Origin of the sequence: Micromonospora sp. 050-3, assembly GCF_046549335.1 — a bacterium.
Taxonomy (GTDB): domain Bacteria; phylum Actinomycetota; class Actinomycetes; order Mycobacteriales; family Micromonosporaceae; genus Micromonospora; species Micromonospora trifolii.
Genome location: NZ_JAJPVX010000002.1, coordinates 2,320,741 through 2,333,830 on the forward strand (window position 1 = coordinate 2,320,741; position 13,090 = coordinate 2,333,830).

12 protein-coding genes are annotated in these 13,090 nt (G+C 70.3%); 4 read left to right on the forward strand and 8 right to left on the reverse strand.

Annotated features, from left to right (window positions below):
- Entirely contained in the window at positions 1 to 2,409 is a 2,409-nt protein-coding gene (locus ACLJOK_RS25740; RefSeq protein ID WP_410821153.1) for a PEP/pyruvate-binding domain-containing protein, read from the reverse strand.
- A 122-nt stretch (positions 2,410 to 2,531) separates the two neighbouring features.
- Between ACLJOK_RS25740 and ACLJOK_RS25745 the strand changes: the two genes are divergently transcribed.
- Both ACLJOK_RS25745 and ACLJOK_RS25750 read left to right on the forward strand, forming a co-directional pair.
- On the forward strand, positions 2,532 to 3,191 hold the full coding sequence (locus ACLJOK_RS25745) for a M23 family metallopeptidase (RefSeq protein WP_410821592.1): 660 nt from the start codon (positions 2,532 to 2,534) through the stop codon (positions 3,189 to 3,191).
- Positions 3,192 to 3,264: 73 nt separating this feature from the next.
- Positions 3,265 to 3,495, forward strand: a complete 231-nt coding sequence (locus ACLJOK_RS25750; RefSeq protein ID WP_410821154.1) for a DUF2188 domain-containing protein — start codon at positions 3,265 to 3,267, stop codon at positions 3,493 to 3,495.
- Between the two features lie 51 nt (positions 3,496 to 3,546).
- Here ACLJOK_RS25750 and ACLJOK_RS25755 read toward each other — a convergent pair whose 3' ends face one another.
- The 4 genes from ACLJOK_RS25755 to ACLJOK_RS25770 all read right to left on the reverse strand — a co-directional run bounded on the left by ACLJOK_RS25755 (position 3,547) and on the right by ACLJOK_RS25770 (position 7,687).
- Positions 3,547 to 4,551, reverse strand: coding sequence for a hypothetical protein (locus ACLJOK_RS25755; RefSeq protein WP_410821155.1), 1,005 nt, complete (start codon positions 4,549 to 4,551; stop codon positions 3,547 to 3,549).
- Between the two features lie 16 nt (positions 4,552 to 4,567).
- Positions 4,568 to 5,116 carry a hypothetical protein gene (locus tag ACLJOK_RS25760; protein WP_410821156.1) on the reverse strand — a complete coding sequence of 183 codons (549 nt, stop codon included), beginning with the start codon at positions 5,114 to 5,116 and terminating at the stop codon, positions 4,568 to 4,570.
- A gap of 118 nt (positions 5,117 to 5,234) precedes the next feature.
- Positions 5,235 to 6,257, reverse strand: coding sequence for a DUF4331 family protein (locus ACLJOK_RS25765; RefSeq protein WP_410821157.1), 1,023 nt, complete (start codon positions 6,255 to 6,257; stop codon positions 5,235 to 5,237).
- 170 nt (positions 6,258 to 6,427) lie between these two features.
- Positions 6,428 to 7,687 carry a family 16 glycosylhydrolase gene (locus tag ACLJOK_RS25770; RefSeq protein ID WP_410821158.1) on the reverse strand — a complete coding sequence of 420 codons (1,260 nt, stop codon included), beginning with the start codon at positions 7,685 to 7,687 and terminating at the stop codon, positions 6,428 to 6,430.
- A 321-nt stretch (positions 7,688 to 8,008) separates the two neighbouring features.
- Here ACLJOK_RS25770 and ACLJOK_RS25775 point away from each other — a divergent pair, with 321 nt between their 5' ends.
- A complete protein-coding gene (locus ACLJOK_RS25775) occupies positions 8,009 to 8,407 on the forward strand; it encodes a hypothetical protein (RefSeq protein WP_410821159.1) in 399 nt (132 codons plus the stop codon).
- Between the two features lie 9 nt (positions 8,408 to 8,416).
- On the opposite strand, the gene ACLJOK_RS25780 is transcribed toward ACLJOK_RS25775, so the two are convergent.
- The 3 genes from ACLJOK_RS25780 to ACLJOK_RS25790 form a co-directional block, all read right to left on the reverse strand.
- Positions 8,417 to 9,883: an aminotransferase class V-fold PLP-dependent enzyme gene (locus ACLJOK_RS25780; RefSeq protein ID WP_410821160.1), complete on the reverse strand. Its 1,467-nt coding sequence runs from the start codon at positions 9,881 to 9,883 to the stop codon at positions 8,417 to 8,419.
- Complete coding sequence (locus tag ACLJOK_RS25785) at positions 9,873 to 11,558, reverse strand: ATP-binding cassette domain-containing protein (protein WP_410821161.1); 1,686 nt, start codon at positions 11,556 to 11,558, stop codon at positions 9,873 to 9,875. Before ACLJOK_RS25785 ends, ACLJOK_RS25780 begins: the two co-directional genes overlap by 11 nt.
- A 112-nt stretch (positions 11,559 to 11,670) precedes the next feature.
- Complete coding sequence (locus ACLJOK_RS25790) at positions 11,671 to 12,291, reverse strand: TetR/AcrR family transcriptional regulator (RefSeq protein WP_410821162.1); 621 nt, start codon at positions 12,289 to 12,291, stop codon at positions 11,671 to 11,673.
- Between the two features lie 68 nt (positions 12,292 to 12,359).
- Between ACLJOK_RS25790 and ACLJOK_RS25795 the strand changes: the two genes are divergently transcribed.
- Positions 12,360 to 13,076, forward strand: a complete 717-nt coding sequence (locus ACLJOK_RS25795; RefSeq protein WP_410821163.1) for an SDR family NAD(P)-dependent oxidoreductase — start codon at positions 12,360 to 12,362, stop codon at positions 13,074 to 13,076.
- Positions 13,077 to 13,090: the final 14 nt, after the last annotated feature.

Here is a 13,090-nt window from a genome sequence, read left to right on the forward strand (position 1 = left end):
TCAGTGCAGCGTGACGGTTCCGGCGCCGCCGTCCACTGTGACGAGCTGCCCGGTGGTGATGGTCCGGGTGGCGTCCGGCACGCAGATGACGGCGGGAATGCCGTACTCGCGGGCCACCGTCGGGCCGTGCGCCATGATCGCGCCGGTCTCGGTGACCAGCGCCGCCGCGGTGAGGAACAGCGGGGTCCAGCCGGGGTCCGTGGTTGCGGCCACCAGGACGTCGCCGGGCTCGACGTGGGCGGTGGCCGGGTCGTGCACCACCCGGGCGGGGCCGGTCACCCGGCCCGCCGACGCACCCACTCCGGCGAGCGTCCCGTCGCCGGTCGATGTCGCCGGCAGGACGGTCTCGACATCCGTACCGTCGGAGAGCAGTGCCACCGGGACCGTCCGACGCCGCAGCTCCCGGCGGTGCACGGCCCGCCGGGCGGTGACGGTGCCACGCAGATCAACACCCTGGTGTACGGCGGTGTGCACCTCGTCGAGGGTCAGGAACATGATGTCGTCGGGCTGGTCCAGCAGGCCGGAGCCGTGCAGGTCGGCGCCGATGAGCAGCAGTTGGCGGCGGGTCTCGCGCAGCGGGTACAGCCCGGCGAACTTGCCGGCCTCGCGCAGGCCGGCCAACGATCGCGCCCGGCGCAACAGGAAACCGGCGATCCTGCCCCGCACCGGCCGCCGACGGCGAGCCCGCGTGACCAACTCCCGCAGCGCTGTTTCCGCCGCCGAGGCGGCCCGCTGGAAGCGCTGGTCGGGGCCCTGTTGCGGATCGGTGACCCGCAGGTAGTTGGCGACCGCGGCGAAGACCGGCGTCGGGTCCTCCGCCCAGCGCGGCACCCCGAGGTCGACTTCGGCGACGCCCCGGTGACCGTAGCCGTCCAGGAAGGCCGCCATGCCGATGTCGGGCAGCGTGCCGCGCAGGTGCCGTGCGGCCAACTCGGCCGGCGGGGTGTCGAGGAGGAGCTGGCGGTGCTCGCCCACGCCCTGGGCGAGCCGCCACAGGGCCAGGTCCATCTCGATGGTGACGTTGTGCGGCATGCCGCCCAGCACGGTGTGGATCTCATCCGGGCCCGCGACGCCCTTGAGCAGCGCGGTCGGCAGGGCGGCGGCGAGCATCCCGGCCACGATCGGCCACATGATCGCGTCGGCGCCGTCGTCGGCGTCGGCGTCCTGCGCCTGCACGAAGCGCAGCCGGTCGGCGGTGGTACGCAGGTCGGCGGGGGCGGCTGAGCGTACTCTCAGCTGCTCGATCGCCTCGAACATCCGGGCCCGCGCGGCCTCGGGACGGGCCAGCGCGCGCAGGATGCCCACCACCGCGCGACCGGCCGTCCGCAGCGACGCGGCCCCCGGTGCCCCACCGCGCCGGGCGCCGCCGCTGGTCGGGGCGAACCGGGGATCGGTCAGCACGTGCTGCATCACCGCCTGGGCGCGCGGCCCGAAGTCGACAGCCAGGAGCTTCACCAGCCGCTTGCGGGACGACCGGTCGCGCGCGAGGTCGGTCAGGTCGCCGTAGAGGCGGCCGCCGATGTCGACGATCTCGACCCGTACCCCGAGCGCGGCGAGCATCGCGGCGATCTGCGTCCGCAGGGTCGACATGCCCATCGGGGTGACCGGTTGCAGCATGCCCTGGACGTGCCCGAACTCCAGGTAGACGCGGGGGAGGGGCTTCTCGCTGCGCGGTGGGGCGGGGAACAGGCTGGTGATCGGCCGGGACTGGAGGAGCCACAGCACGTCGTCCGCGTCGATCGCCCACTCGACGTCCTGTGCGCACCCGAAGTGGGCCTGCAGCCGCTCGCCGGTGGCGCGGAGGCGGGCCAGCTGCGTCGACGTCAGGCATCCGGCCTCGGCGCGCGTGACGTCGTCGAGAATGTAGTGGTCGACGGCCGTGGCGCCGTCCACCACTGTCGTGCCGAGGCCGGGCGCGGCGTCAACGGCCATTTCGTCGCGGCGGCCGGTCAGGGGGTTCGCGGTGAACAGCACTCCTGCCACAGTGGGTGTGACCATTCGCTGCACGACGACGGCCATCCGCACCGTCTCATGATCGATGCCACGGGCGTCGCGGTACGCGGTCGCGCGGTCGCCGTGCAGCGAAGCCCAGCATTTCTCGATGGCGGCGATCAGCTCGGCGGTCCCGGTGACGTTGAGGACGGTGTCCTGCTGCCCGGCGAAGCTCGCGTCCGGCAGGTCCTCGGCGGTGGCGCTGGAGCGCACCGCCACCGGGCCCGCACCGAGCCGCTGGTACGCGGCGACGACCTCGGCCGTGGGGACGACGCCGAGCCGGTGTGCCTCGGTGGTGACGCAGAAACCGTCGGGGACCTGCTCGCCGTGCCGGATCAGCTCGCCCAGCCCGGCCGCCTTGCCGCCGACCAGGGCGGTCATGGCGGCGGTCACCTCGGACAACGTGATCACGTGCATGGCGGCCCACTCTCTTTGCAATACGACTGCATTGCGTCCCACGCTATCTCGTTCACGATGCGACTGCAATGTCACTGCTCGAGGGGTGCAACCTCGGAATCGACATGTTGCCGGGATCTGCCATGCTCGGGCCGGTGACGACCGGCCGCCCGACCAGAGCCCGTTCCCACCGCCGCCCTCGAAGCCGTGCCATCCGTGTCCTCCTCGCGCTCGTCGCGGCGGCGGCAGTCCTGGGCGTCGCGGTGGTCGCGGTGCCGATGCTGCGACCGGCCGGGCCGCGCCCGCTCTTCCAGATGCCGGTGACCTGCGGCGAGACATGGCAGCTCAGCACCTACCCCGGTCACGACGACTACGACGTCGACTTCTTCCCGATCGAGGGCGAGACGTGGGGGCGGCCGGTGCTCGCGTCGTACGCCGGCACTGTCACAGTGGCGGGCATCAACGGCTCGCTGGGCGGCCGGAACCCGGAGAACCCGGAAGGTCCGCGGGGGCGCGGCGGCGGCTACTGGGTGAAGATCGACCACGGCGGCACGTGGGAGACGCAGTACCTGCACATGCTCGAACCGCCACTGGTCACCGTCGGTCAGAAGGTCGCCCAGGGTGACCAGATCGGGCGGCTGGGCAGCACCGGCAACTCCGGCGCGCCGCACCTGCACTACGAGCAACGCCGTGGCTGGGACAAGGTCGAGACCCACTTCGACGGCACGCCGTCGGGCATCACCACCGACGAGCGTGAACAGATCCTGCGGCGGGTGAGCAACAACTGCCCGGCCGTCTCCTGAGGACCGCGGTTTGCCCGGCCCGGCTCTGGGCACTGATTGGGGGGACAGTTCAGACGCAGGGAGGGAGCCGGCCATGGCCAAGGGTGATGTCGACACGTACCACGAGGACGGGCAGTGGAAGAACAAGCCGGAGGGCCACGAGCGGGCCACCAGCACGCATGACGTGAAGGCCGACGCGCAGGCCGAGGGTCGCGAGATGGCGGCCGACCGCGGCGTCGAACACGTGATCAAGAAGCAGGACGGCACGATCGGGGAGAAGAACACCTACCCCCGCAGCCGTGACCCCCGCGACATCGAGGGCTGACAGCTACCTGCGGACTGACCTCCTCGGCCGCGCCGAGCAGGTCAGTCCGCGTCAGCGCACGCGGCGACCGGGCGTGGGTTGTGTTCGTTGTCGTCGAGCTAGATGCCAGCCGACCAGCACGAGCAGCACCAGCAGTGCCGCGACGCCGACCGCGTAGGCGAGCCAGATCGGTCTCGGGGACTTGGCGACCTCCATCGGCGCCGCGACGGGCAGGGTGATCCTCCCCTCCGCCTTTCGTTCCACCAGGCCGCTGGCGAGGAGCACCTGTACGTCCCAGGCGCCCGCGGGCAGGGACTGGCTGACGTCAATGCGGACCTTGCCGCTCTGGCCCGGCAGGATCGTCACGCCGTTGGTGACCTTGAACGGCCCGGCCTGGACCGCTCCCTTGCTCAACGTCAGGCGTCCGGTCATGTCCAACGCCCGTTCGCCCGTGTTGGTGACGTTCGCGGTGACCACGGGAAACTCACCGTTTCCGCGCTCGGCCGCCAGTTCGTCAATGCGGAAGTCGGTCGGCGGCTCGCCGCCCGGACCAATGTCGAGGTAGACGCGGATACCCACCCGGTGAACCTGCACGACATTGCCGTTCTGCTTCGACGCACTGGTCACCTGTGCCCAGATGGCGGCGTACCGCTCGCCCTTGGATGCGTTCTTCGGGACGGCGATGTCCACCGCGACCGAATCACGTACACCTGAGGCGAGCTCGAGGGTGGCCGTCTTCAGCTTGATCCAGCCGCTGAGCTCGTTACCCGTGCGGTCTTCGGGCACGGTGAAGGCGTCATTCTCGACCGAGGCCGCCCCGGCGTAGAGCTCGATCTTCTGCGTCGCCGGGGAGTCGTTGCGTACCTCGACCCGGCGGCTGATTGTCGCGCCGGGCTTGAGGTGGTCGATGATGTAGACCCGGGCGCGGGGATCCTCCGCCCGGGCGGCGGGGATGTCCAGCAGCCTCAGGTTGATCGCGGCTGGATCGTCTCCGGGTTCGTACCGCTGCTCCCGCGCGGCAACGGCTGGTGCCGCCGACGCCCCGAACGCTACGAGAGCGACCGAGGCCAGTAGCACCAGCCGGCCGAGCGGCTCAGAGCACCGAATGTGTCACCGTCCCGGTGTAGACGCCCTCGACGGTTCCATCCGGAATGTTCACCTGCAACGTGGGGTTCCAGCTCGCGAAGTTGTTGCCTGTACCACCAGTCTTGCTGAACGCGGTCCGCGGGACATTGATGATCACGGCCTGAGCTGCGGTCGGCTGCCCAGGCGTGAAGGTGCCGGTGCCGGCCGTCCCGGTCGCGGGACCCGACCAGTACAGGACGTTGATGGCGGGAATCGTCTCTCCGGAGCTGCCGCCGCCGGTGACGAAGTCGGTGGAGACGACGGTGGCGGTCCAGTTCGGGGTGAGCGATCCCCGTTGGTCCAGCACGGTGACCGGGCCTAGCTGGCCGGAGACGGTGGTGCCCTCCACGCCGTTTCCGATGTTCGCCGTCGCGGGCACCGTGATCGAGAGGCCACCGGCGGCGTTGACGGTAAGGGTCACGATCGTGTCGCCCGTCGTGTCCGCGGCGGCAGGCCCGGCGAGGGCGGCGACCGCGGCGAAACCGGCCAGGCCGGCGGCGAGAAGTTTGCTGCGCATCAAGTCTCCTTCGTCCTGACATCCCCCGTGGGATGCACTGTTGAGACTATCCGCGCAAAAGAGCCTATTTCGGACGAAGAGCCTGTTTTCCACCTGCGAGGGGCACGCGGCTGCCTGGTCAGGCGGGGACCACGTACGGGAACTGTCCGGCGCGGGCCGCTTTGGTCACCTCCGGGGTGAGCCCAGAGGTCGTGCCGGTGTTCAACACGAGGGAGAACATCACCTCGGGCGCGTTGTCGGCCAGGGTGCGGCCGTTGCGGACCGCGAAGCCGAAGTTCGCGGCCGTGCCGACCTTGTACGACAGCAGGTCGGGGTAGAGCCCTCGGGCGACGCTCCAGCCGTACGCCTGCGGATCCGATGCGGTGCCGTTCGCCTTGACCACCCCGGCGACCGCGTTCGCGATCTCCTCGCCGCCCTCGGTGAGGTCGGTGCTGGGGTGCCGGAAGTTGGCGGGGTCGGAGAAGTCGGTGTCGTGGGGCCAGAAGATCGGCCACATCATCGGGTGGCCGGCGCGGTTGATCTGGCGCCATCCGCCGGCGTCGGTGGCCAACATGGTGCGACACCACACGCCGATCTCGGTGCCGTCGCGCAGCAGCGGCTCGTCGTGGGAGACCTCAAGGACGATCGACTCGACGGTGGTGCCGGCGAAGCTGTTCTTGGCCTGGTCGACCCGCCACGCGGAGCGGTCCACCCGCGAACCGTTCTTGACCGCGCCGTTGATGGTGGCGAGTTCGTCGAGGTCGACGAAGAAGGGGTCGGTGATCCGGCCGGCCCAGATCCGGACGTTGCCACCGGTCGTCACCTCGCCGGTTCGCCCCTCGGCGATGGGGGTGCCCATCGCGGCGTCGTCGCGGGCATCCGCTCCGGTGAGCTCGTACAACCGGAGGGCCTGCCGGGCATCGCCGTCCGGCTCGCCGAAGGCGAACCGGTAGGTCAGGTCCTCCACATCGGTGCCGTTGATGTGAATCTTGATCTCGTAACGCGCCTCGGCGTGGAAGCCGCGCTTGATGTCGGCCTTGGTCACCGAGCTGTTGACATCCATGACGAACACTGTGGCGCGGTCACCGTTGAAGACGTACAGGTCGTCGATGTACAACTGGCCGCCCTGGGCGGCCAGGGGCGTATCGAGGTGGTGCGACATGAGCTCACTCCCGGAACTGCCGGATTTTGGACTAATCCGACCATAGTGGGCGTAAGCCCGGCCTCCCCGTCCATCAAGTAATCCGGTTCTACGAGGTGAGCGGGAGCCCTCAGCGGCGGTGGGCCGCCCGAATCTCTCCTCGGACGGCCCACGCCTTCGCGCTCGGATCGTCAGATGCGAGACCACTTCTGGTTGGCGGCGCCAAGGCAGTCCCACAGGTGCAGCTTGCCGCCGTTGTTGGGGTTGGCCTCCCGTACGTCCACGCACTTGTTGGCGTTGAGGTTGACCAGGTCGCCGGAGGCGTTGAGGGTGAAGCGTTGCGCGGTGTTGCCGTTGCAACTGACCAGGTTCACCTCGGTGCCGTTGGCGGTGCCGGCCCAGGCCGGGTCCATGCACTTGCCCATCGCGCGGACGGTCCCGTCGGAGGCGAAGGTCCAGCTCTGGGCCGCCGTGGTGTTGCAGTCCCAGATCTGGAGCTTGGCGCCCTCGACCGGGTTGGCGCCGGGGATGTCGATGCAGCGACCGCTCTGCGCGCCCCGGATCCGGTTGGTGCCGGGAGTCGGGTCGCCCCCGCCACCGGAGGTGTAGCTGGACACCCGGACGTAGTCGACGAGCATCTGCTGCGGGAACTGGGTCGAGCCGTCCGGGTAGCCGGGCCAGTTACCACCGACCGCCACGTTGAGGATCATGAAGAAGGGGTGGTCGAACACCCAGCGACTGCCGCCGAGCCGTGCGGGATCGACCCGGTGGTACTGCACCCCGTCGACGTACCAGGTGATGACGTTCGGCTCCCAGTCCACCCGGTAGGTGTGGAAGGTGTCGGCGAGCGGCGCGCCCAGGGTGCGGCTGCCCGTGATGCCGCCGCCACCGGAGTAGCCGGGCCCGTGCACGGTGCCGTAGACGGTGTTGGGCTCCCGGCCGATGTTCTCCATGATGTCGATCTCGCCGGCGTCGGGCCACCCGCCGCCGGTGCCGAGCATCCAGAAGGCCGGCCAGATGCCCTGACCACGCGGGACCTTGATCCGGGCCTCGAACCGCCCGTACGTCTGGGTGAAGGTGGCCGCCGTCAGCAACCGTGCCGACGTGTACTCGCAGCGCCCGTAGTGGCACTGGTAGTTGGCGGGGTTGTCCCGACGGGCGGTGATGACGAGGTTGCCCTGGCCGTCGTGGACGGCGTTGCTGGTGCTGTTCGTGTAGTACTGCCGCTCGTTGTTGCCCCAGCCGCCACCGCCGGTGTCGAACCGCCACTTGTTCTGGTCGACGGGTGTGCCGGCGGAGGAGTTGAACTCGTCCTGCCAGCTGATGGGGCCGATGGCGGCCTCGGCCCGGTCGGGGTGCGCCGGGACGACGAGCGCCGTCGCGGTCGCGACGAGGGCGGCCGCCAGGAGTACGAGGGGCCGGAAGCGGAGGCTGGGCCGGGATGTGAACACGGGAGGCTCCTCAGCTCGGGGGTGGTGGAGGGGGGCTACCAGGGTAGAGAGCGCTCTCTAAAGCGAAGCATGTCGATATCATGTCTTTCTGTCAAGAGTGTTTCCAATATCACGACCGTCCGTTACCGCCCGATGCTGACCAGTGAGCGGCACCGACCCATCGACGGATTTCGGCACGGCCGCGGGTTACTCGATAGCGGTCGAATCGACCCTTCCTATTGCCGTGGGGCGTCCACGCGGGACAGGATGACGAGGCGTGCCGGAAACGTTCCCGTAACCTGCGCGCTGCTGGTCTCTGTCACAAGGAAGTGGGAGTCAGTCATGAGCGAGGCGTCGACGGCGCTGGGTGTGCGCCTCTACCCGGATCTGGTCGAGCGGGGTGGCCTGGCCCCCGCGCTCATCGAAACCGCTGCCCGCCACGGGCTCGACGTGGGCCAGGTGACCGCGCCGGAGCAGGGGCGAGCCCGATTCACCTGCGCCGAGCTGCACTCCGACGAGGGCGTGGTCTGCGTGGGGCTGGGATCGCAGGCCCGATACTTCATGATTGACCTGCGCGTCTCGGGAGAGGTTCTCGCCCGCGGTGACGTCATGGACCTGGCGCAGGTCGCCCAGGTGGCCGCGGCCTGGCGGGCCGGCCTGACGTTCGCCGAGCTGACCGCCCGGTTCCCGTTCATGGAGGAGATCAAGCACCGTCCGGCACCGGTGGCCCAGGCCAGCTAGCCGGGCAGGTCAGCAGCGCAGCCGGGGCGGCAGTGGTGCCTCGGCACCGACGTCCCGGTTGAGGTAGGTCGACTGGACGAAGTCGACGAAGCGTTCCGCGTCGGTCGCGATGGAGGCCAGTCCGAACGAGACGCGGATCGCGCCGCCCGTCGGTAGCCCCAGCGCGGCGAGGTACTGGTCGATCGTGTCGACCCCCGCCAACAGCCGCTGCCGCATCGACGTCCGGCTCATCCCGAACGCGCCCTCGGCCGCGCCCGGGTTGCAGAAACAGCCGGTACGCAGGGAGAAACCGGCCGCTGCCGCCTCCCGGGCCACCAGCCGTTCGTCGAACAGCGTGCCGTCCGGGTGGCGGAGGTTGAAGGTCAGCGTGCCACCGCGCCCCGCACCCGTCGTCGGCCCGTACACCTGGACCAGCGGGCCGCCGCTGTCGTGCCGCAGGGTGGCCAGCCGCTCCAGCAGCCACTCGGTGAGCAGGCCGACCCGGGCGTGGACGAGGTCCACGCCGATCGAGTCGAGCCAGCGCAGCCCGAAAGCCACGTCCGGGATGCTCAGGAAGTTGAGCGTGCCGTCCTCGAACGCCGACTCGTCGTCCATCGGCCGGTGCCAGTCGCCCTGCACGCTCACCGCGCGGATCGTGCCGCCGGCGAACCACGGCCGGCGCAACCGGGCCAGCGCCGAACGGCGGGCCAGCAGCGCGCCGATCCCGGTGGGGTAGCCGAAGAGCTTGTACCAGCTCAGGCAGACGAATTCCGGCCGGACGACGCCGAGGTCCAGCCGGTTCGTCGGCGCGAAGGCGGCCGCGTCGAGCAGCACGTCGTAGCCGCGCTGGTGGGCCAGCTCCACCCAGCCCAGCGGATGCTGCACCCCGGAGAAGTTGCTCTGCGCCGGATAGGCGAACAGCCCGCGCCGACCGGGCCGACCCCACCGACGGGCCAGACTGCTTCGGTCGGCGTCGAGCGCCGCGACCAGGGCCGACTCGGAGACCCGCAGCTCCGGCCCGTTCAGCGGCACGTAGCGTACGGACGCGCGGGCCGAGCGGGCGTACTCGCGGATGCCGTTGACCGAGTTGTGGTTGTCCCAGGTGAGCACCAGCGGCGCGGCCCGGCCGAAGTCGTACGCCTCACCGACCAGCCGGCAGGCGCCGCTGGCGTTCGGGGTGAAGATGACCGCGTACTCGTCCGGGTCGGCGTGGAAGAAGTCGAGCACCGCACGTCGCGCCGACTCCACCAGCGAGCCCGCCGCCATGCTCGTCGGGTTCTCCGAGTGTGGGTTGCTGTACAGGCCGGCGAGCAACCGGTCGTGGTGGGCGCGAACCTGTGCCTGGGCGGCCACCCCGGCCCCGGCGTAGTCGAGGTACACCTGCCCGTTGGTGTCCAGGTGTCGGTACTCGGTGGCGCGCAGCTCGTCGATCCGGTCGGTGGCGGCGTATCCCGGCAGCGCTGTGGGGGAGGCGGGCGGCGTCGGGTCAGGACGCACGACGGGGGTCCCGTCGGAGCAGGACCGCCCAGGCCGCTCCCAGGAAGAGCAGCATGAAACCGCCGAGCACCAGCCAGTCGACCCACACCGGCCGGGAGAAGCTGTCGCCGTACGTGGCCAGCAGCGGCGGGCCGAGCGGGGAGCCGCCGTCGCGCCAGAGCCGCTCCACCCCGGCGGTGTGCCCCAAGCCCTCGAACGCCCACCGGTTCGACATCGCGTAGCTGAGCCACTGACCGCCGACCGCCATGGCCGGCACCGGCAGGATCGCGCCGACGAACAGCACCTGTGGGAAGCAGAGCATCGGCAGCATGAGCGTCGCCTGGGCCGCGTCGGACACGGCCGCCGAGCAGAGCAGACCGAGAGCAAGCGCCGCCGCCGAGGAGAGCAGCAGGGTCGCGTACAGGGCGGCGAAGTCGGCGCCGCCGACCGGCGGCAACCGGTCCATGCCGCGCAGCACCCCGAGCAGGGCCAGGTCCACCAGGGCCAGCAGCGGCAGCAGCACCGCGACCTTCGCCAACAGGTACGGGACCAGCCGGACCCCGGCCAGCCGCTCCCGGCGCAGGATCGGCAGCTCGGTGCAGACCTGGAGGAGCCCGTAGGTCAGCCCGAAGAAGAAGCCGCCGAACGCGATCCAGAACAGGATCATCACGGTCACCGTCGGGCTGGGGCTGGTCGGCTCGAACGCTCCCGGGCGGAACAGCAGCGCGAACATGCCGAGCACCATCAGCGGCGAGCCGAGCAGGATCGCCAGGGTCAGCCGGTTGCGGACGACGATCTCCGCGTTGCGTGCGGTGAGGACCGCCCACTGGCGCAGCCGGCCGACGCGCCGGGGCGGCGTCGCGGCGACGTCACCGTCGTCGGTGGTACGGGACGGCTGCTGGGTCGCGCGCTGCTCGGCGAAGCGATCGGGCCACTCGGCGGGTTGCGTCGCCTCGTCGAGCCGGAGGTGCACCTCGGCCAGGGACCGCACGCCGAAGAACTCCCGGGCGGCGGCTGGGGTGCCGGTGAACGCCAGCCGGCCCTGACGGGTCAGCACGACGACCCGGTCGCAGTGGTCCACGTCGGTGATCTGGTGGCTGGTCAGCACCACGGTGGCGCCCGTGTCCGCGAGCGCGCGGAGCACCCGGAGCAGCTCCACGGCGATCGCCGGGTCCAGACCGGAGGTGGGCTCGTCCAGGAAGAACACGCCGGGCCGGGTGAGCAGCTCGACGGCGATGCTGGCGCGCTTGCGTTCACCGCCGCTGAGCAGGCCGACCGGCGTGGTGGCCCGGTCGGTGAGTCGCAGCTCGGCGAGCACCTCCGTGACCCGGTCACTGATCTCGGACGGCCCGGTGGTGGAGGGCAGGCGCAGTCGGGCGGCGTACCGCAGGGTGCGGGCCAGGGGCAGCTCGCGGTGGATGATGTCGTCCTGCGGAACGACACCGATGGTGTCGGCCGCGGCGGTGCCGTCGTACGTCACGGTGCCCGATGCCGGTCGCTGCACCCCGGCGAGGATCTCCAGCAGTGTGGTCTTGCCGGCGCCGCTGGCACCGATGATCGCGACCAGCTCGCCCGGCGCGATGCTCAGGGAGATGTCGGTCAGGATCTGGCGACCGCTCCGAACGATCTGGCCCAAACCCTGAGCGGCGATGCCGACCCCGGCACGCGGGGGAGACGTGGTCTGCTCGGTCGTCATGTCGAGTGCTCGATCCGGTCGGGGAGTGGTCCGCCTGAATATCGTGCCTCGCCGATGCTACTGAGCGGCCGCGCAGTCCGCCCGGAGTGGACGGTCAGTGACCGTCGTCCGTTCAGCCGGTGGTGGTCCGCGCCTGCGCCGGCACCTGGAGGAGATCAAGGCAGTTGCGCCACAGCGTCTCCAGCTGGGTCGGATCGTTGAGCAACTTCGCGAGCAGGACCCGCCCCTCGATCTGCGCGACGATCGATCGGGCGGCCTCCCGGCTGTCGACAGCAGGGCCCGCCAGGCCGCGCTCCTTCGCCTCGACGACGACCTGCTCGATGAGACTGATCTGCTCCTCGAAGATCTCTTGGAGCCGGCTGCGGATCTCCTCGGCCTGGTTGCTGAGTTCGAGGGCGAGGTTGCCGAACAGGCAGCCCGCGACCACGCCAACCTTCTGCTGGCCGACGCGCTGGACCTCCTCGGTGGCCTCGAACAGGTCCCGAAGTCGCTGTAGCGGGTCGCGTTCGCTGCCGAGCAACTGCTCCCACTGGCGGCGCTGGGTGACCCAGTGCTCGTCGATGACGGTGCGGGCGAGCGCCTGCTTGGACTCGAAGAAGTAGTAGAAGCTGCCCTTCGGCACGCCCGCCGCGGCGCAGATCTCGGCCACGCCGAGCGCCGTGTAGCCGCGTTGCTCGATCAGCGTGGCGGCCGCGTCGAGGATCTTGTTCTTCGCGTCACTGGTCCGACCCATGCCTCGACGATACACGACCGGTCGGCTAGCTTTTAGTAGACCAGTCGTCTAGTGAAGGTGATTCCCTCATGAACAGCAGTCAGAGCCAGAAGGTCGTTGTGATCACCGGCGCCTCCCAGGGCATCGGCGCCGACCTCGTGGCCGCCTATCGCAAGCTCGGGTACGGCGTCGTCGCGACCTCGCGCTCGATCGGTGCGTCCGACGACCCGGAGATCGTCACGGTCCAGGGCGACATCGCCGAGGCCGACACCGCCGAGCGGGTGGTGCGTGCCGCACTGGACAGGTTCGGGCGGATCGACACAGTGGTGAACAACGCCGGCGTCTTCGTCGCCAAGCCGTTCACCGACTACACCGACGAGGAGTTCGACCTGGTCACCAGGGTCAACCTCGCCGGCTTCTTCCACCTCACCCGACGCGTCCTGCCGCACCTGCTGGCCGGGGGCTCGGGGCACATCGTCAGCATCACGACCAGCTTCGTCGATCAGCCCAACTCGAACGTTCCGTCGGCGCTCGCGTCGCTGACCAAGGGCGGCCTCAGTTCGGCCACCAAGTCCCTGGCCATCGAGTACGCAGCGCGCGGCGTACGGGTCAACGCCGTCGCGCCCGGCATCATCAAGACCCCGATGCACCCGGTCGAGACGCACCAGACGCTCGCGGGCCTGCACCCGGTCGGCCGGATGGGCGAGACCAGCGACGTCGTCGACGCCGTCCTCTACCTCGAATCTGCCCCGTTCGTCACCGGCGAGATCCTGCACGTCGACGGTGGGCAGAACGCCGGTCACTGACCCGGCCCGGCGGC

Excerpts from the sequence above, each read along its gene's own strand:
- ACLJOK_RS25740 (WP_410821153.1), bottom strand. The coding sequence starts at position 2,409 with ATGCACGTGATCACGTTGTCCGAGGTGACCGCCGCCATGACCGCCCTG.
- ACLJOK_RS25745 (WP_410821592.1), top strand. The coding sequence starts at position 2,532 with ATGCTCGGGCCGGTGACGACCGGCCGCCCGACCAGAGCCCGTTCCCAC.
- ACLJOK_RS25750 (WP_410821154.1), top strand. The coding sequence starts at position 3,265 with ATGGCCAAGGGTGATGTCGACACGTACCACGAGGACGGGCAGTGGAAG.
- ACLJOK_RS25760 (WP_410821156.1), bottom strand. The coding sequence starts at position 5,116 with ATGCGCAGCAAACTTCTCGCCGCCGGCCTGGCCGGTTTCGCCGCGGTC.
- ACLJOK_RS25765 (WP_410821157.1), bottom strand. The coding sequence starts at position 6,257 with ATGTCGCACCACCTCGATACGCCCCTGGCCGCCCAGGGCGGCCAGTTG.
- ACLJOK_RS25775 (WP_410821159.1), top strand. The coding sequence starts at position 8,009 with ATGAGCGAGGCGTCGACGGCGCTGGGTGTGCGCCTCTACCCGGATCTG.
- ACLJOK_RS25785 (WP_410821161.1), bottom strand. The coding sequence starts at position 11,558 with ATGACGACCGAGCAGACCACGTCTCCCCCGCGTGCCGGGGTCGGCATC.
- ACLJOK_RS25790 (WP_410821162.1), bottom strand. The coding sequence starts at position 12,291 with ATGGGTCGGACCAGTGACGCGAAGAACAAGATCCTCGACGCGGCCGCC.
- ACLJOK_RS25795 (WP_410821163.1), top strand. The coding sequence starts at position 12,360 with ATGAACAGCAGTCAGAGCCAGAAGGTCGTTGTGATCACCGGCGCCTCC.